Source organism: Glaciimonas sp. PAMC28666, from assembly GCF_016917355.1.
Taxonomy (GTDB): Bacteria; Pseudomonadota; Gammaproteobacteria; order Burkholderiales; family Burkholderiaceae_D; genus Glaciimonas.
The window spans coordinates 342,314-360,508 of record NZ_CP070304.1; the positions used below are offsets into that span (position 1 = coordinate 342,314).

18 protein-coding genes are annotated in these 18,195 nt (G+C 51.3%); 2 read left to right on the forward strand and 16 right to left on the reverse strand.

The window, feature by feature from the left end:
* Positions 1 to 10 precede the first annotated feature (10 nt).
* The 4 genes from JQN73_RS01480 to ndk all read right to left on the reverse strand — a co-directional run bounded on the left by JQN73_RS01480 (position 11) and on the right by ndk (position 3,548).
* Positions 11 to 967, reverse strand: coding sequence for a RodZ domain-containing protein (locus JQN73_RS01480; protein ID WP_205321335.1), 957 nt, complete (start codon positions 965 to 967; stop codon positions 11 to 13).
* A complete protein-coding gene (gene pilW / locus JQN73_RS01485; RefSeq protein WP_205321336.1) occupies positions 933 to 1,727 on the reverse strand; it encodes a type IV pilus biogenesis/stability protein PilW in 795 nt (264 codons plus the stop codon). Before pilW ends, JQN73_RS01480 begins: the two co-directional genes overlap by 35 nt.
* Before the next feature lie 26 nt (positions 1,728 to 1,753).
* A complete protein-coding gene (gene rlmN / locus JQN73_RS01490) occupies positions 1,754 to 2,929 on the reverse strand; it encodes a 23S rRNA (adenine(2503)-C(2))-methyltransferase RlmN (protein WP_205321337.1) in 1,176 nt (391 codons plus the stop codon).
* A 193-nt stretch (positions 2,930 to 3,122) separates the two neighbouring features.
* The gene (gene ndk, locus JQN73_RS01495; RefSeq protein WP_205321338.1) at positions 3,123 to 3,548 is read right to left on the reverse strand and encodes a nucleoside-diphosphate kinase; all 426 of its coding nucleotides are present in this window, start codon (positions 3,546 to 3,548) and stop codon (positions 3,123 to 3,125) included.
* A 406-nt stretch (positions 3,549 to 3,954) separates the two neighbouring features.
* Between ndk and JQN73_RS01500 the strand changes: the two genes are divergently transcribed.
* The gene (locus JQN73_RS01500; protein ID WP_240162384.1) at positions 3,955 to 4,656 is read left to right on the forward strand and encodes a Bax inhibitor-1/YccA family protein; all 702 of its coding nucleotides are present in this window, start codon (positions 3,955 to 3,957) and stop codon (positions 4,654 to 4,656) included.
* Between the two features lie 201 nt (positions 4,657 to 4,857).
* Here JQN73_RS01500 and rlmD read toward each other — a convergent pair whose 3' ends face one another.
* From rlmD to surE, 5 genes are all read right to left on the reverse strand, one after another.
* Positions 4,858 to 6,222 carry a 23S rRNA (uracil(1939)-C(5))-methyltransferase RlmD gene (gene rlmD / locus JQN73_RS01505; RefSeq protein WP_205321340.1) on the reverse strand — a complete coding sequence of 455 codons (1,365 nt, stop codon included), beginning with the start codon at positions 6,220 to 6,222 and terminating at the stop codon, positions 4,858 to 4,860.
* A 234-nt stretch (positions 6,223 to 6,456) separates the two neighbouring features.
* On the reverse strand, positions 6,457 to 7,527 hold the full coding sequence (gene rpoS, locus JQN73_RS01510) for an RNA polymerase sigma factor RpoS (RefSeq protein WP_205321341.1): 1,071 nt from the start codon (positions 7,525 to 7,527) through the stop codon (positions 6,457 to 6,459).
* A 128-nt stretch (positions 7,528 to 7,655) separates the two neighbouring features.
* On the reverse strand, positions 7,656 to 8,666 hold the full coding sequence (locus JQN73_RS01515; protein ID WP_205321342.1) for a peptidoglycan DD-metalloendopeptidase family protein: 1,011 nt from the start codon (positions 8,664 to 8,666) through the stop codon (positions 7,656 to 7,658).
* A gap of 266 nt (positions 8,667 to 8,932) precedes the next feature.
* Positions 8,933 to 9,862, reverse strand: a complete 930-nt coding sequence (locus JQN73_RS01520) for a protein-L-isoaspartate(D-aspartate) O-methyltransferase (RefSeq protein ID WP_205321343.1) — start codon at positions 9,860 to 9,862, stop codon at positions 8,933 to 8,935.
* The gene (gene surE, locus JQN73_RS01525) at positions 9,859 to 10,596 is read right to left on the reverse strand and encodes a 5'/3'-nucleotidase SurE (RefSeq protein WP_205321344.1); all 738 of its coding nucleotides are present in this window, start codon (positions 10,594 to 10,596) and stop codon (positions 9,859 to 9,861) included. The genes JQN73_RS01520 and surE overlap by 4 nt, the downstream gene beginning before the upstream one ends.
* Before the next feature lie 302 nt (positions 10,597 to 10,898).
* Between surE and JQN73_RS01530 the strand changes: the two genes are divergently transcribed.
* Entirely contained in the window at positions 10,899 to 11,441 is a 543-nt protein-coding gene (locus JQN73_RS01530) for a polyhydroxyalkanoate granule-associated phasin (RefSeq protein ID WP_205321345.1), read from the forward strand.
* Positions 11,442 to 11,513: 72 nt separating this feature from the next.
* Here JQN73_RS01530 and JQN73_RS01535 read toward each other — a convergent pair whose 3' ends face one another.
* The 7 genes from JQN73_RS01535 to JQN73_RS01565 all read right to left on the reverse strand — a co-directional run bounded on the left by JQN73_RS01535 (position 11,514) and on the right by JQN73_RS01565 (position 18,183).
* Positions 11,514 to 12,323: a 4'-phosphopantetheinyl transferase superfamily protein gene (locus JQN73_RS01535; protein ID WP_205321346.1), complete on the reverse strand. Its 810-nt coding sequence runs from the start codon at positions 12,321 to 12,323 to the stop codon at positions 11,514 to 11,516.
* A gap of 102 nt (positions 12,324 to 12,425) precedes the next feature.
* Positions 12,426 to 13,658, reverse strand: a complete 1,233-nt coding sequence (locus JQN73_RS01540; RefSeq protein ID WP_255542200.1) for a beta-ketoacyl-ACP synthase — start codon at positions 13,656 to 13,658, stop codon at positions 12,426 to 12,428.
* The gene (fabG, locus tag JQN73_RS01545) at positions 13,655 to 14,425 is read right to left on the reverse strand and encodes a 3-oxoacyl-ACP reductase FabG (RefSeq protein WP_240162385.1); all 771 of its coding nucleotides are present in this window, start codon (positions 14,423 to 14,425) and stop codon (positions 13,655 to 13,657) included. The genes JQN73_RS01540 and fabG overlap by 4 nt, the downstream gene beginning before the upstream one ends.
* The gene (locus JQN73_RS01550; RefSeq protein ID WP_240162386.1) at positions 14,422 to 15,078 is read right to left on the reverse strand and encodes a 3-hydroxylacyl-ACP dehydratase; all 657 of its coding nucleotides are present in this window, start codon (positions 15,076 to 15,078) and stop codon (positions 14,422 to 14,424) included. The genes fabG and JQN73_RS01550 overlap by 4 nt, the downstream gene beginning before the upstream one ends.
* On the reverse strand, positions 15,075 to 16,340 hold the full coding sequence (locus JQN73_RS01555) for a beta-ketoacyl synthase N-terminal-like domain-containing protein (protein WP_205321347.1): 1,266 nt from the start codon (positions 16,338 to 16,340) through the stop codon (positions 15,075 to 15,077). Before JQN73_RS01555 ends, JQN73_RS01550 begins: the two co-directional genes overlap by 4 nt.
* A gap of 14 nt (positions 16,341 to 16,354) precedes the next feature.
* Positions 16,355 to 16,960: a DUF3261 domain-containing protein gene (locus JQN73_RS01560; protein WP_205321348.1), complete on the reverse strand. Its 606-nt coding sequence runs from the start codon at positions 16,958 to 16,960 to the stop codon at positions 16,355 to 16,357.
* Complete coding sequence (locus JQN73_RS01565; protein WP_205321349.1) at positions 16,951 to 18,183, reverse strand: NAD(P)/FAD-dependent oxidoreductase; 1,233 nt, start codon at positions 18,181 to 18,183, stop codon at positions 16,951 to 16,953. The genes JQN73_RS01560 and JQN73_RS01565 overlap by 10 nt, the downstream gene beginning before the upstream one ends.
* Between the last annotated feature and the right edge of the window lie 12 nt (positions 18,184 to 18,195).

Genomic DNA, 18,195 nt, shown 5'->3' on the forward strand with positions numbered 1-18,195 from the left:
GCTTTCAGAATTATTTTAGATTCAGTCGGGCAATATTATTTTTGGTTCCGGCTTTCAGATCAATCGCCGCACCACGCAAAGTGACATCGACGCCCGCCAGATTTCCAATGACAACCGACACCGGTTGATCAATATCAAATGTTTCCGTACTACCGGCTTTGCCCACGCGTGAGAAAAGTATATTTTTGTCGGCGCGCTTTATTTCAACCCAAGAATCCTGCTTGAACGTCAACTTTAAAAGATTCGCTCCCGCTGCTGCTGCCGGAACGCCATTGGTAGCAGAGGCTTCCGCCTGGGGCTTCAGGGCGGTGATAGCTGCATTTAAAGGCACCAGGGCAGGAGCCAACGCGCCCTCAACAGCGGCGACCTCATGGCTTGCCGCACTTAGCGCACTTGACGTCACGCCTGCTGACGCACTGGCTGGCACTACAGCTGCGGAAGCGGACTGCACCGTTGGGCGATGTAATGCTGAGAATCCACCAAATTCGGCCATCAAAATGCCGATCAATACGAGTACGATGGCACCAAATATCCAATTATAACGAACCCGGTTGCGCCCTCCCAGCAACAGTCGCGACTCAGAAAAAATCGTCGCGCTGGTCGGTTGTCGGCCCAATATCTGTGCTTTCACCGCCATAGCAGGCACAGAGCTAGGTAAAATCGTTGCGGGATCCAGCCCTAACATTTTTGCGTAAGAGCGAATGTATCCACGTGTCATGACAATCGTGGGCAATGCCGCGTAATTATCGTCTTCAATCGCTTGAATTTGGCGAGGTGCAAGCTTAAGTTGATTGGCAACATCGTCTATAGACCAGCCATGTTGCTGACGCCGATGCGCCAGTTGCTGGCCGACAGACGGTGTCGTACCGGCTACCTGATCACTGTTTTTAAGCACTTCTTCGCCGGGTGTATTAGCAATCGTTTGTTCCGGCTCACTCATCAAAAACTCCGCGCTGATAGGACGCATATTCTGCCGATCCTGGATAAACTCGACGCAACTGCGTCACCAAATTTGTTTCTGCCACACGATCATTTAACTTACGTTCGACCTTGATGCCGATCCATAATACATCCGCATTAAGTGCATCCTGTTTGGTAACCAGGCCCATATAAAAGCGCGCATGTTCAACATCACGGCGACCTGCTGCCATCATAGCCAGATTCACGTTAGTCAAAGGGTTGCTGGCGTCAAACTGAAACGCCTGTAAAAAATACCGCTCCGCGCTAACACTATCCTTCATTTTCAAGCTGCATACGCCGGCGTTGGTGAGTGCCTTGGCGGGTGAAAGATAGGACCGACTATTTAAAGCCATTTGAAAATAAGCAATGGACTCTTTTTCCCGCCCATTTTTGCAAAGAAACCAGCCGTAATTATTCGCAATATCGGGATTATCCGGTGCCAGCTTGAGAGCCTTTTGCAGATTATCGTCTGCAAGTCCGGTTTCACCCATGTCCATGTAAATCAACCCGCGCATACTATATGCGTCAGCAAATTGAGGATCCGACGAGAGCGACTGTTTTACCTCGTCCAGCGCCACGGTCAATTGACCCTGTCCATAATAGCCGACAGCCAATTCTAAACGGATACGTGCACGACGCTGCGCATCGGTTAAATCAGAATTGGTTGCCAGTTCGCGACGGGCACCCGATTCACCGTTATTTGCAGAATTACCGCCCGAGGTCGTGGCGCAACCCGCTAACAATGTAAGCGCGGCAGCGATTGCCATGAGGAAAACACTCCGGCAGTGTTGTTTCACTCAGATACCTCAACGAGACGGCCAAAATTCTTACCGAATTTCTGTTGATATTCAGCCATTTTTTGCATCCGTTCCTGAACCTTGGTACGATCCTGAACTTCGCCGGCGAGCTGGCCGCAGGCGGCGTCAATATCGTCGCCCCGCGTCTTGCGGATCGTGGTGACGATATTGGCGTCCATGAGGATTTGCGCAAATGCTTTGATCCGCGGATTATTCGACCGTTTAAGACCGGACTCCGGGAACGGATTAAACGGTATCAAATTAAATTTGCAAGACACAGCCTCACTGCCGTTGCGCCCCTGCACCAAAGCAATCAACTCACGTGCATTTGCGTCGCTATCATTGACGCCGTCTAACATACAATATTCGAATGTCACAAAATCTCGCGGGGCAAACTCGAGGTAGCGACGGCATGAAGCCATCAATTCGCGCAGCGGATATTTTTTATTTAGTGGTACTAATCCGTCCCGCAACGCATCGTTGGACGCATGGAGTGAAACGGCCAGGGCTACTGCGCAATCTTGCGACAATTTGTCGATCATGGGCACTACGCCACTGGTTGACAAGGTAACGCGACGACGAGATAGGCCGTATGCATTGTCATCCAGCATGAGTTTTAAGGCTGTGACTGTGGGTTCATAGTTGAGTAGAGGTTCACCCATACCCATCATGACCACATTGGTAATTTGACGCTCGCCTTTTGGACCTGGCTCAATATTTTTAGATTTGCGGAGTTCAAACTCCGCCATCCACAACTGGCCAATAATTTCCCCGACGGTGAGATTACGACTAAAACCTTGCTTGCCAGTGGAGCAAAAACGGCAATTTACAGCGCATCCTGCTTGCGTGGAAATACACAAGGTTCCGCGTTTTTCTTCAGGGATGAATACCGCTTCTACCGCATTGCCCTGCCCTACATCCAGCAGCCACTTGCGGGTTCCGTCCGTAGAGGTGTGATCACTTATGACAGTGGGCGCGGCGATCATCGCACGCGTCGCCAGCTTGTCGCGCAGTGACTTGGCCAGATCAGTCATTGCATCGAAATCGTGTGCTCCGAACTGGTGTATCCAACGCAATAATTGTTTCGCGCGAAACGGCTTCTCACCCAACTCGCCGCAATAATCGACAAGTTGCGCAGGGTCCAGATCCAGCAGGTTGGTGAGAGCTGTCATGACAGATTCCATCTAATTATTGAAACGACTGCAAATATAAAAGAGTGCAAATGAATGCATACAGGCATATCGCAGGCGAATCAACGTGCTACGAATTACTAACTTATCAATTATCTGTGCTTCTTTGCACGGCTTAATACAACTTGATACTGATTTAAAGCGTTTTGATGCCTGACTAATTCTTCTTTGCGAATTAACGTGAGTACACGTTCAACGCTGGGAAAAAGTAAGAGATTTCAACAGCTGCGGTCTCTGCAGCATCGGAGCCATGCACTGCATTGGCGTCGATCGAATCCGCGAAGTCAGCACGGATGGTGCCTTTATCGGCCTTCTTTGGATCTGTTGCGCCCATCAGGTCACGATGCGTCAGGATGGCGTTTTCGCCTTCCAATGCTTGCACGATAACAGGACCGGAGATCATGAAATCAACCAGATCCTTAAAGAATGGACGTGCAGCGTGCACAGCGTAAAAACCTTCCGCTTCAGCACGTGACAGATGCATCATGCGCGCAGCAATGATTTTCAGGCCGGCTGTTTCGAAACGGCTGTAAATTTGTCCGATGACGTTCTTAGCGACCGCGTCTGGTTTGATAATCGATAGTGTGCGTTCAATTGCCATTTAAAAAAACTCCAATAAAATAGTAGGGTCAAACTGGTATAAGTTATTCAATAATGTATTCAACTGCATTAGCGCTGGAGCATGCGTGACAGAACTTTAAGCCCTCTGAAACATACGTTGAGACAGCACTATGCGAAATTAACTGAAATTGCGCCTGGCAAATCCATGCATTATTGCCATGCTTTAGACGGATTTATTTATAATCCAATCAACCTTTGATTTTACCACGAAACACCGAAAAGAGAACCATAACGCACCATGCCTGGCACTTTGGCGAACCTCTTGTTCCAAAGATTGTCTGAACTGACGAGCGCCGTACAAGTCTCGCGCGCCGCAGTAAAGATAGTCTTACTACAACGTGCTATCCTACTTCCTGCTTATGTTCATGCAATTAAAAGGGGCAATCATGAATTCGAATCAAACACATCGTTATGCGCCTACGGGCACCACCGCAAGTATCAGTGGCGTTCGTAATCGCGTATTGCGTAACACCTATTGGCTTCTCGCACTGTCGATGATTCCAACAATTGGCGGCGCCTGGGTCGGCGTCCAGCTCAATTTCAATTTATTTTCCGGCAGCCCGATGGTCGGATTTATCGCCTTTATGGCGATTGCTTTTGGTTTCTTTTACGCAATTGAAAAAACCAAAGATACCGGTTGGGGCGTCGTCGTACTCTTGGCCTTTACATTTTTCATGGGCCTGATGCTCACGCGACTCATCGAACATACGTTGCGATTTTCAAATGGCGGAACGCTCATTATGATGGCGTTCGGTGGCACGGGAATTGTCTTTGGCGTTATGGCGACCATCGCGACAGTCTCAAAACGTGACTTTTCCGGGTTGGGGAAATGGCTATTTGCAGGTGTGATTGTGATAATAGTCGCAAGTGTCGCCAATATCTTTTTACAGATACCTGCTCTTTACCTCGCGGTTTCCGTGATCGCCATCGCGATTTTTTCCGCTTATATTTTGTATGATGTACAACAAATTATCAACGGCGGCGAAACCAACTACGTGCGGGCAACGTTAAGCATTTATCTTGATGTTTATAATATTTTCGTTAATTTGTTGTCATTGCTAGGTATTTTCGGCGGCAACCGTAATTAAGCGCAATTTTAGAGGTTCACTCTAAAAAAAGTACTCAACAAAAAGCCAACCTTAATGCGGTTGGCTTTTTGCATTTAAAGATGCAATAGCGCCAACTGGGTTAATGGCCTCAAAAAAATACCGCCAAGTACCACTAAGCATCACTAAGCAACACTAAGCAACACTAAGCAACACTTAACACCAATAAGCGCCATTAAGCAACTATGTCAGCGCTTCCACCAGGTCGAAAACCGCAATCGATTCCACATGCGCAGTGTGTGGGAACATATTGACCACACCCGCCTGCGACAGCCGATACCCGCCCTGAATCAGCGTTCCCGCGTCCCGCGCGAGGGTCGACGGGCTGCACGAGACGTAGACAATCCGCTTTGGCATCATGTCTCGATGTAACTCTGCTAAACCAATAATGGCGGAGCAAACGGCCGTTGCGCCATCACGCGGCGGATCGATTAACATGCGGTCGAATTTGCCGAGCGCAATAAAATCTGCGGTGGTAGCCTCAAAAAGATTCCGGCAATAAAAAGTCGTTTTTTCTGCTAGTTGATTGACGATTGCATTTTCTCGGGAGCGCGCAACTAACGCTTCGCTTCCCTCGATGCCAACCACCTCGCGAACTAACGTCGCCAGGGGCAAGGTGAAATTTCCTAAGCCGCAAAACAAATCAGCGACCCGCTCTTCAGGCTGTACGCCGAGGAGGCGCATTGCTTTTGCTACCAGGACACGATTAATCTGATGATTCACCTGAGTGAAATCGGTGGGCTTAAAGGGCATGCGTACATTAAATTCGGGCAAGGTGTAATACAAATCACTTTGCGCAGGATAAAACGGCGCTGCCGTCTCCGGCGCACCGGTCTGAAGCCACCATTGCACGGCGTATTCATCTGCGAACGCCTTAAGCTTCACCTCATCTTCTTTGCTTAAGGGCGCCATAATCCGCAACACCATTACGGTGACCTCGCCTTGCGCGTTTTCACCCACGGCTAATTCAATTTGTGGCAAATGCTCAATGATGGTGAGAGAGCCGATCAATCCCCGCAATGGCACTAACATAGCGGATACGTTCGCCGGCAAAATTTCGCAGCTAGTCATGTTGGTGACGTAAGGGGATTTACGTTCGTGAAAACCAACCAGAACACCACCTTTTTTGGGCACGTTCCGTACTGAAATCCGGGCGCGGTAGCGATATGCCCATGTCGGTCCAAATAAAGGGCGCAATATCAGATCAGCTTTGATTTTACTAATATGCCAAAGATTGTCTTCGAGGACGCGTTGCTTTATCGCAACTTGGGCACTTGGCTCCAAGTGCTGCATCGCGCAGCCACCGCAAACCCCATAAAACTGGCAGCGTGGTTTGATCCGCGATACCGATTCCCGATGCAAGGCGGTCATGGTCGCGAATTCCCATTTCTTTTTTTTGCGAAATGAGTGAAAGCTGACGTTTTCGCCGGGGAGCGCCCCCTCAACAAAAATGACTTTGCCTTGTGTGCCATCTTCATTTTGCAGGTGACCAATGCCACGTGCGTCCATGTCGAGCGATTTAATATCGATGGTGATGTCTTGATGCATAAAAATAAAATACTTTGCTAATGTCGTCCCTTGCATGGACGCTTAACCCCAAGGCGCAGAATCGTGCACGCCCGAATCGGTTGCGGACCGCTTCGCGTTGCCGTCCGGAAAAGCGAAAAGCGGTTTTGAAAGGACAATAATGAATCAGGATCGGGAAAGGAGCGAATTATAACGACTATCCGGCGTTAAACCGGCGTAATTCATCGGACTAAAAGAAAGGCAAAAAGTCGAGGACTATAAAAAGGCGTCCTTATCTACTCCTTTTGCTCCCAGCAGGCGCTTCAGCTTTACTAATGCTTCCTGCTGAATTTGTCGGACCCGCTCCCGGGTGACACCGATTTCGACCGCCAGTTCTTCCAAAGTAGAAGGGTCGTCATTGTCCAGTCCAAAACGCCGCATGATCACATTGCGCTGCTTGTCTGTTAGTCTTTCCAGCCATACCCGTACAAGAATGGACGTTTCTTTCTGTTCGGCACAAGCATCCGGGTGCTCTTCCGTGGCGCTCGGCAGCAAGTCCATCAAACTGGCCATCGGATCCTGATCGAGCGGAGCATCGAGTGACGTGGCATGCTCCGAAAGCGCCAAAACCGCCTGTACCTCATCCACCGGACGGCCTACCAGATGCGCGATGTCTTCCGCGTTAGCATCTTTTCCGTCATGATGCTGTGCTTCCAGATGATATTTGGCACGCAGGATTTGATTTAATTCGCGCACCATGTGAACCGGCAAGCGCACAGTGCGGGCCTGATTCATGATCGCGCGTTCAATGCTTTGTCGTATCCACCAGGTTGCATAAGTAGAAAACCGAAAACCGCGCTCAGGCTCAAACTTGTCGATGGCACGCATGAGACCAAGATTTCCTTCCTCGATCAGGTCGAGCAAAGTAACGCCCCTATTGATGTAGTGCTTAGCGATCGAAACGACCAACCTTAAGTTGTGTTCGATCATCTTTTGCCGGGCAGGAAAATCACCTTGCTTAGCCAGAGTGGCGAAATGCACTTCTTCGGGAATAGTGAGAAGCGGTCGCGTGCCGATCTGGTTCAGGTAGTGCTGAGTGGTGTCGGTAGATAACTCCGCCGCTAATACTTTTTTCAGCTCATCGACACCATCGACCACGATTACGACTGCGTCAGCGCCGTCCATACCATCTGCGCCTGCCTCGATATCCTCCGCATCCAGGTCATCGCTCTCGTCAGGCGCCTCTTTCTCAGCGGCTGAATCGCGATCATGGAGAATGTCTTCCGGCAACTCGCTGGAGGACGCTTTATCTTGATCGTTTTGTCGAGTAGGAAGGCGTTTGTTCATTTAGCCGTTCACTTGGTTAATTGCGTAGTTGACAACCTCATTGAGCCCGATGGAAACAGGCACCCCCAGCAGCCCGCACAGGGAGCAAGAACTGCTAAGAGGTTCTATTCTATCGTGTCGTTTATAGATTAGCGACTGGGTAAAAATTTTGATGGATCAACCGGCTTGCCTTGCTGACGGATTTCAAAGTGAAGCTTGATTGAATCACTATCAGAATTGCCCATTTCCGCGATCTTTTGTCCCTTACTGACAACTTGTCCCTCTTTCACAAGAATAACCTTGTTATGCGCATACGCGGATAATAAATTATTCGTATGTTTAACGATCACCAGATTGCCGTAACCGCGAATGCCGCTACCAGCGTACATGACCTTGCCCGCTGCTGCTGCCAGCACTGGTTGACCAGTTTTCCCTGCAATATCGATACCTTTTTTACCTTGATCGAAACCGCCCAGCAGTTTCCCTTCTGTTGGCCACATCCAATCTATGCGGTCGTCCTCACCGCTCGATGCAGCTGGTGATGAAGCTGCCTTGTCGTTATTTTTCGGTGCCTCAGATTTTATTTCTGGACGTGCGTCTGGCTTCACATCGGACCGCAGGTCTGGTACTGATGGCGCGTCGGGCTTTTGCAACTCTGCGAGCGCGCCATCGGAATACGGACGCTTGTCTCCACGAGGGCTTGTTTTGTTGCCGGCGCTTACCGCTCCGGATGTGATAGCCGAAGAAGCTGTGTTCGAAGCCGCGCTGCCCAATGGTCTGACTTCGACGCCAGACTCACTGGAAACATTGCCCACCTGCGCGCCACCGGCGAGATTATTGCCGGCTTCCGGGGGCTGTACCCGCAGAACCTGATCAACCTTGATATCGTTGGCATTATTGAGATTATTCCAACTGACAATATCGCGATAACTTTGCCCGAACTCAAGCGCAATCCGATATAACGTATCGCCCTTTTTTACTGTGTAATATCCAGGACCGCTAACCCGCGGTGCCTGGGGTTGTTGAGGTGAATTTGTACTTGCACTCACAGTCGGGCCGCCCACTCGGCGATCAACTACCGGCGCGGGCGTTCGCGTTGTGGTACATGCGGCGATTGAGCCGACAATTATTCCCAGCAATAAAAGGCGTGTTTTCTTCATTCTCATTACACTAATATTTGCGACGTATCGCGGTTAAGGTCGATGGAGTGATCCATACGGTTATTTCTGGCAACATAAACCTCTTTTAATCAAGCATTGAAGCCAGCGTAAACCGCCATAGTATTTCATGGATTCACTATTCGACCAATTTTCGATTAAAAGTTATTATCCACGGTCTTAAGTGACCGACGTTGAACCACCATCATTGGGAGAAAATCATGTCCGCATTTTTGTAAATTTTGTCCATATCGCTGAATTTATTCAGCTCATATGATCCCTGAACGTAGCGGCACGAAGTGGCAATCTTCCAAAGTAGTACTGGTCCAGTCGAATTTACTTATCCGCTCAATCAACTGCAGTACCTGATGACGCGAGCCCATCGGGGCCACCAGTCGACCGCCTATTGCCATCTGGTCCAGCAATGCCTGAGGCACTTCAAGCCCCGCTGCTGCCAGGATAATTCCGTCAAAAGGTGCAACCTGCGGCAACCCAAGCATACCATCTCCGTAATGGAGTCGGATATTTGCCACTCGCAATGGCCGCAAATTGCTTCTCGCCAATTCATGTAGCGGCTTGATCCGTTCAATGGAGTAAACCTCTTTTGCCACCAGCGATAACACCGCAGCCTGATAGCCGCATCCAGTTCCAATTTCCAGTACGCGATTAAGAACGCCGCCCTGTTGGTTATCCCGCATGACTTCAATCATGCGGGCTACGATGTACGGCTGAGAAATAGTTTGATGATGTCCGATGGGGAGCGAGGCATCAATATACGCCTGACTTGCGAGCCCGGACTCCATAAACATATGCCGGGGAACAGCTTCCATTGCAGCCAATACGCTGACGTCTCTGACACCCTGCTTGGCAATACGGGCCACCATCGCTTTGCGGACCCCCTCTGATACGAGTGGCATCGGCCGCCCATCGGCAATATAGTGCGCAGCGGGGTTGGAACCACTCGACGACCTGGCAGTATTATTGGTCGAAGTTACAGGATTGAAATAAGGTTGTTTGCTACCGGTGCCTGGAACAATCGTTGATTTCACCGCGGGTGGTTTCAAATTGTCATATGCGGCATTTCTAGTAGCCGTCTGAGGTGTTGCCACGACGCGCCTCGCGCTCACGCCTGTTGGTCGCGCTTTTGTGTCCACCACAGATGATAACGTCAAAGGAAAACGCTTCGGCGCTTCCGTCATGACAAATCCTTGGTCAGCGCTGCCATCTGCATCGCGTGGGTTAAATCGATCTGCAACGGCGTAATAGAGACATGGCCCTGCGCTACCGCATGAAAGTCGGTTCCTTCGCTGGCATCTTTGGCTGCACCCGCTGGACCGATCCAATAGATTTCTCGTCCGTGCGGATCTTGAGTCTTGATCACTGACTCTGAAACGTGACGTTTACCCAAGCGCGTCGCAAGTGCTGGCTTTAACTGATGGTATGGGAGATTAGGAATATTCACGTTTAGGAGATACGGCTGCGGCATATTCGCAAATCGACGCTCTACAATCTCACGCGCCACCTTTGCTGCAGCGTCCAGCTCATCCCAGCCTTTGCTTACCTGCGAGAACGCAATCGAGGGAATACCGAATAAAAACCCCTCAGTAGCCGCGGCGACAGTGCCTGAATATAGCGTGTCGTCACCCATATTCTGGCCCTGATTTATCCCGGAAACGATTAAGTCAGGACGAAAATTAAGCATTCCGGTCAATGCAATGTGCACACAATCAGAAGGGGTACCGTTGACGAAATAAAAGCCATTTTCGGCACGATGAACAGATAACGGTCGATCCAATGTCAGAGAGTTCGAAGACCCTGATCGATTACTATCTGGCGCGACCACCACAATTTCTGCGATGGGCGTAAGCGCATTTGCCAATGCAATGATGCCTGGGGCCAGATAACCATCGTCGTTGCTGATCAGAATTTTCATAGGGGAATTTTACCTGAAGCCACTCTAAGATTTCTGGAAGATTCGCCGATTTTTGTATGAAGTTGTCAATACGCCCCAAAAAACGTTCCGCCGTTCCAATTTAACCCTTTTTTACAAAGCGGCACTCTTATGGTGCGCCGCAACAAATATTTCACAGGCAACTCAAAAAAAGAGTATTGTTAGCGCTAACAGGCTGTGTTTTGCGTTTTTTTAAGCCAACATAGAGTCGATTTACATTGCATACGCTCAGGTGCCTTTCGCATTCCCCCCAGCGTATTCAACGATCCAAATGAGGAGTTACGATGCGAACCAACACGAAACGTTTATCCAACACTGATACGACAGAAAATCCCTATACCATTTGGGGTGATCTCGCCACCCAAACGACCGAAATGATGACAGCGTCCGCGCAGGTCATCACCCATCGCACCGTCCGCATGGCAATGGCTGGCCCGGTACCCAATCAACGGGATCAGGAAGAGTTTAGCTTGATGGGGCAGGAAAAGATGGACGCTCTGTCCGAGTCGGCGCATGCCATGACGATACGGATGCTCAGCCTGCATCAGCAGGTCGCTAAACTTGCACTCCAGGAGTTCATGACCGGTACGAAAAACTTGATCGCTTTTGCTGCCGGCGCGTTCTTGAAACCCGCCATGCTGGGTAAAAACAAATCAGTTACGCAACATGTCACACAGTCGAATGACGTGCTATCCCAGCTGAACGCTTCACTTGCCGATGTAGCGCAAATTGGGTTGCACCCTTTGCATTCCAGAGCGACTGCTAACGCAAAGCGACTGGGTGAACTCGAAAAATCTGATTATGCGGCTGCCGGATCAGTCAAGTAAGCAGTTCACTGGGGCAGGCAAGCTGGAGCAGGCAAGCTGGGGCAGGCTAGCTGGAGCAACCAACTAAGCATCCTAAGGCGCACTGACACCATCTTCATTCCACCTCTTTTGATCTTCTTCCAGGTTATCGGCATGCAGTGCCCATGAAAATGGCGAGTCGCCGGTCAATGCGATGACATCGAGGGGCGAAACAAGATGCCTGGTACACAAGCAAATGGCAAGCTGCGTGTGGAGGGGGGACTGTAAGGTCCAATTGGGCCCGGAGGTCAATTGGATGCCATCTTTCACCAAAATCTCACCTTCGGCCTGACGCTCGCCGTTGGAGGCCAATTTGTACAAAGCCTCTTTGGCGGTCCAGAGCGCATAAAATGCGGCGACCTTGCCCGCGTCCGCTGTGCTGCCCTGCACCGACAACCATTGATTTTCGCACGCTGTAAATGCCGCTGCTGCTAAAGCCGCCACATCGCGACTGGTATCCAACATCTCAACATCCAGGCCAAGCGGTGTATCAGCGCTAACTCCACAAGCAACCCATTCACGACTATGAGACAAGCTTAAAAACGGCAAAACCTTAGCTGCGACAGGGTTATTTTGTCGCAATACCGGCAGCGGAGCGTTATTTTTACGTTCGATGACGCTGATGTCGTCGATGGCTAAATTAGTTAGCCGCGCCGCGGCAAATCGCAGGAGAATCCTTCCGATCAGGAACTGACGTTGCCGCATTGGTCTTATAAAACAGCGATAACGTTGTTGTTCAGCGGCAGTAAGGCAAGCAAGCCAGGGCAACAGTGTATCGTCGGGCCAGTTACTTCCGTCGACCAGCCAGATGAAGGCCGAGCGCTGCAATCTCGATTCGGCATCTGGGCTGAGGTGAGTATCCATTTTTTCCATTTTTCTGCCCGGCAGGAACCACGACGCCAGAGGGCATGAGAAATGTGCTATCACTCCGGCAGCACGACACTGCCGCGTCCAGGCGTCATCGCTTTACCCAAATCTTTTAAAAATCAATGAAGTATTGATCCCACCGAACGCAAAGTTATTCGACATAAAGTAGTCACACTGAATGTGTCGTCCTTCGTGCATGATGTAATCGAGATCAGCGCACCGCGGGTCCAACTCAGTGAGGTTGATGGTCGGTGCAAACCATCCTTCACGCATCATTTCGATGCCAGCCCATGCTTCCAAAGCGCCGCATGCGCCCAGCGTATGACCGGTATAACTTTTCAGCGAGCTAACCGGGACCCGATTGCCGAACAGCTGCGACGTGGCCTGAGACTCGGCGATATCGCCTTGTTCTGTGCCGGTTCCGTGCGCGCTGATATACCCAATCGCAGAGGGTGAGAGTTGCGCGTCCCTGAGGGCCAGTTCCATTGCAATACGCATCGTATCGGTATTCGGGTGCGTCACGTGACAACCGTCGCTATTGGTACCAAAGCCGACTAATTCCGCATGAATCGTTGCCCCGCGTGTGAGGGCATGTTCCAACTCTTCCAAAATGAGTGTTCCCGCACCTTCGCCGATCACCAGGCCGTCGCGCCTGGTATCGAATGGCCTTGGGGTCAACTCTGGCATGTCATTACAAATACTGGTCGCAAACAGCGTGTCGAACACCGCCGCTTCGGTTGCACACAACTCTTCCGCACCGCCTGCGATCATGATGTCCTGACGTCCACTGCAGATCGCTTCATACGCGTAGCCAATTCCCTGACTACCGGAGGTACATGCACTCGACGTGGTGATCACGCGGCCAGTGACACCGAAAAACACACCGATATTCACCGGCGCAGTGTGCGCCATCATCTTGATATAAGTCGTGGCGTTGATGCCTCTGGTCGAGCGCTCTTCCATCATCTTGCCGAAATCGCCTATCGCTTTTGGCGTCCCCGCGGATGAGCCATACGCAATCCCGCAACTGCCGCTTTTTAATAGTGGATCATCAATCAAGCCCGCATCGATCAGTGCCAGTTCAGTCGCGCGGGTTGCCATCAGCGCCACCCGTCCCATGCTACGCATCGTCCGCCGCGTATAGCGATCAGACAAAACAAACTCGGCTGCCGGTGCGCCCAGTTGTGTATTTAATCCATCATAATCGGCCCATTCCTCCATCCGTACTATAGCGTTACGATAACTCCCAAGATGCGTCCGAATGCTGGGCCAATCGTTTCCTATCGGACTGATGCCCGCCATTCCTGTTACCACCACACGACGCTGCGTCACGCCATACCTCCATTAACTGAAATCACCTGGCGCGTGATGTAGGCCGCGTCAGTGCCCATCAGGAAACTGACCGTCGCAGCGACTTCCTCCGGTTGTCCCAGGCGTCGGGCTGGAATCATTTTCAGCGCTTCTTCAAGTGGAACGTCTGCGATCATGTCAGTTTCGATTAAGCCAGGGGCGACACAATTAACAGTAATCTGACGCTTCGCCAGTTCAATCGCCAACGCTTTGGTAGCACCAATAATGCCAGCCTTTGCGGCGCTATAGTTGACTTGCCCACGATTGCCGATCAAGCCCGATACCGACGCTAATGTTACGATTCGACCAGGCGCACGACGATGCACCATCGGCATCACCAACGGGTTAAGAACATTATAAAATCCATCCAGATTGGTCTTCAGTACCAGATCCCAATCATCGCCCGACATTGCCGGGAAAGCATTATCCCTGGCGACGCCGGCGTTGCAGACAATGCCGTAATAGCAGCCATGCTCCGCAACGTCAGCCAACAAAATATCGGACGTGCTCTGCCGGTCTCCGATATCACATTGCAATACACGGACCTGACGATCCATTGCACGTATGCTGGTCGCCACCGCTTCCGCTGTTTCGCGCTGGCGATGACAATGTAAAACGATGTCGTAACCGTCCCGCGCCAACCGCAACGCAATCGCCTTCCCGATTCCGCGACTTGAGCCAGTCACCAGCACCGTCTTGTTTAAGCTGCTCAATTTGCTATTTTCTGCAGTCATTGTTGCCAACGTCATTCCACTTTTCCTTCAAGAAAACCAGTCACATCATGCGGTTGAAATACGGTGATGGTGGCACGCACCAAAACCTGCGCAGTATCGAGAGTATCGTCAATGGCATCAAACGGCCGAGTTTCACCTGTCAGCCCGTGATTTCTATCTGCATATCTGGGTGCCTCATAGATCGCACATTCAAATGATCCCAATCCATTGTCCGCCTGCATGAGTCGTTTTACCACTATCCACAGGACAACACCCGGCGGAAAAAGTGCACAGCTCACGTCATAACGTCGGGTTCCCAACAGGAATCCCACTTTCGCAGGTTCGCCGCGCAAACGGCCCTTATGACCGGCAAAAGCCGCGATAGATTGGGCCATATATTCAATACCGATCCAACTTCCGACGCCGTCGGGCCCCATAAATAAGCTGTCCGGTCTGATCACTACTTCGGCGCACAAGCGCTCTTCATCAGCGGCCACAAAGCGATCAAGCATTACCATTGTGCCCGAATGCGGCAATAAGCTTTCAATACTCGGTGCCAGCAGATCGCTTGAGGCCGGCGGCGATGCCACTATTGGTAACACCGGGGGCTCCGCTCCACCAGATTTAACCTTGGGTTCGTTCTCATCCAGATCATAACTTGCCATTTTAATATTTACTTGAACACTCATTCACGCCCCATCACCAACGCTGCGTTCGCGCCACCGAACGCAAAGGAGTTACTCAAGGCCCAGCGCAATGGACGTCCAAGGCGGTACCCTTCAGGCAGGAGATTCAACGCTGGCAAATTGCTATCTTTTACGCCGTCCCATAAATGTGGCGGCAAATAGCCGGTCCGGTTGTCATCCTGCATGGCCAGCCAGCACAAGCCTGCTTCGATAGCGCCCGCCGCTCCCAGGGCATGGCCGGTATAGGCCTTGGTCGAACTTGCCGCCACCCGGTCGCCAAAAAGATCATGTACCACCCGACTCTCCATTGCATCATTTTGCTGTGTGGCGGTGCCATGTAAATTGATGTAATCAATTTGCGTGGCATCGACATTGGCCCGCCTTAAAGCCTGCGCAATGGCAATGCGGGCACCGCCGCCCTCTGGATCCGGTGCAGAAATATGATAACCATCAGAAGACTCGCCCCACCCGCGCAACGCCACTGTCGCAGGCTTTGCACTCATCAGAAACAATGCCGCCCCTTCTCCAATATTTATACCGTCACGGTTAGCGCTAAATGGTGTGCAACGTGTCTTGCTGACCGATGCCAGCGCACTAAACCCGGCAATCGTGAAAGCGCACAACGAATCGACTCCGCCAGTAAGCACCACGTCCGATAACCCCATCTGGATGAGTCGCGCTGCGCTCGCCATTGCTTTGGCACTGGAGGCACAAGCACTGGAATGGACATAAGCCGGGCCAGTAACGCCTAATACCTCCGCTAGCATCGCCGCGGCAGATCCCATTTCCTGTTGACTATAAGTGAAGCTTGCCGGAAATTTTTTATCAATTCTGTCCTGATCAATTGCTTGTTCATTCGCGGCCCGACCGTTCGCGGCCCGACCATTCGCGGACCGACCGTTCGTGGCCCGACCATACGCAAACTGAAACGCGGCTTCGCTCTCGGCAATCCCTGAGGTGCTGGTGCCAAGCACAATCGCTATACGGTGGGGACCATATAGTCCGATGGCGGCATCCACCGCCGGACGAATCTGCTTCAATGCAGCCAGCAGCAATTGATTGTTACGGCTGCGATGCGCCAACGGATACACACCCGACTCCATCTGCGGCAGAGCGCTGTCCACGCAACCTACTGGCACCGCACCAGAGGATGAATAACGATCCGTCATGACGACGCCGCTTTGCCCGGCAAACAGGCGCTGACGGATCGCGGCATGGGTATCGCCGAGCGCACAAATAAGTCCGAGGTCGTTTAAATAAAACATATTCGCATTATTAATTATGGTGTAACGGTTCCAGTCGGTCCGGGTGCGGTTGCGCTTTCTCCGCCCACCGACTCAATTATCAGCCGGTAGTGATAACGCAGATTCGTTAATTCCACCTTACCACCCCACGGTGAGGCATTACCGTAAATAATGACAGTTACCGGTACATCATGCAGCAGTAAAGTGCGACGCAAACCCTGCTGTTCAATTTTCCATCCATCGGGCAACGCCTGCCGTATCGCCTCGACCGGCCACAGGGTTAGTTGGGTATCTTCCAACACGTCCTCCGCCCGAACCTGCGCTGGCAGCATTGGATGGCGCCACGATTCGAGATTTTTACCATCATAATGCAAAGTCAGTACACGCTGACCTAACGCCAGTCCGACCATATTAAGTTGCTGAGGATCAATTTCTAATGCGGCATCCAGTTGATCGGTCCGACCGTTTCGTTCTACCGTCAAATGCTGTTGCAGGCTGATTGTGGCCCCCAATGAAGCCGGTGAGAGTTTCAAACCCAACCGCTGTGGCGGGGCCGCCAGTTGCGTGCTGGCGCACCCCGCCATCAGCACTATTAGCATCGTCAGGGCTAACGACCGCTTGACGATTCCGATTAAGCGCATATCTCCTCCAACGCTTTCAGGCGACGCTTACTTTCGCGGACATACGGATTGGTCTCGTCCCATGCATAACCAGCCAGAATGGCTGAGATCATCCGACGAATCTCAGGTTGCTGATGTTCATGAAAAATAACGTCTTGAAAGCCACCGGTGTACCAGGATTCAACAAACGTCCGGAAAGTATTAACGCCTTTTTTGAGGGGAATCGCATACTCGTTTTCCCAATCGACCTGCACACCGCTAAAATGCTTCTGCAATACCTGAGCGGCCAAACTGGCAGATTTTAATGCAATGGTGACGCCCGACGAAAACACCGGATCGAGAAATTCCCCAGCGTTACCCAGTAACGCATAGCCTTTTCCCCATAACGATTTTACATTGGCCGAATAGCCAACAATCGAACGTGCCGGTGTATCCCAGCGCGCGTTTGCCAGCAATTCGCGCGAGGCCGGATCTTCATTTACCAGCGCTCGGAGACGTTCCGTGTCCGAACCTTGATACTGATCCAGAAATGCCGTTTTAGCCACTACACCGATCGAACAACGGCCGCCTGCAAACGGGATCAGCCAATACCACACGTCACAATGTTCAGGATGGACGGTGACACGGATCTTGTTGCGATCAAAGTCTGGCGCCGTAATTCCGTCTTCAATATGCGTAAAAATAGCACCACGAACCGGAAAATTGGAAGGTGTTTCCAAATCCAGCAAACGCGGTAAGATACGACCGAATCCGCTTGCGTCAAGAATAAACCCGGCTTCAACCTGATACTCGTTGCCGTCCGCCTGACGCACCGTAAGGCGCGGTTTATCGCCGTCCAGATCGACGGCCGTAACCGCGTGCTGAAAGCGAATTTCGGCACCCTGCCGTTGAGCTTGTTGCGCCAGCAGATGGTCGAAGTTGGCGCGTTGCACCTGATACGTTGTACCCCAGCCAGTTGAATGTTTGTCACGAAAGTCGAAAGCGGTATAGCGCTCGCCACGGACAAAAGCCGCACCGTTCTTATATTGAAATCCCGCTTCCACGACGACCTGCAACATGCCAGCCTGCTCAAGGTAAGCCATACTTTGCGGAAGTAAGCTCTCACCAATACTAAAGCGCGGAAACTGTTCACGCTCGAGCACCAGGACCTGTCGACCTTGTTGCCGCAATAACGCAGCAGCGACCGAGCCCGCCGGACCGGCACCGATCACGACAACATCACAATTTTCAACTTTTAAGTCCATATTTTCTCTACC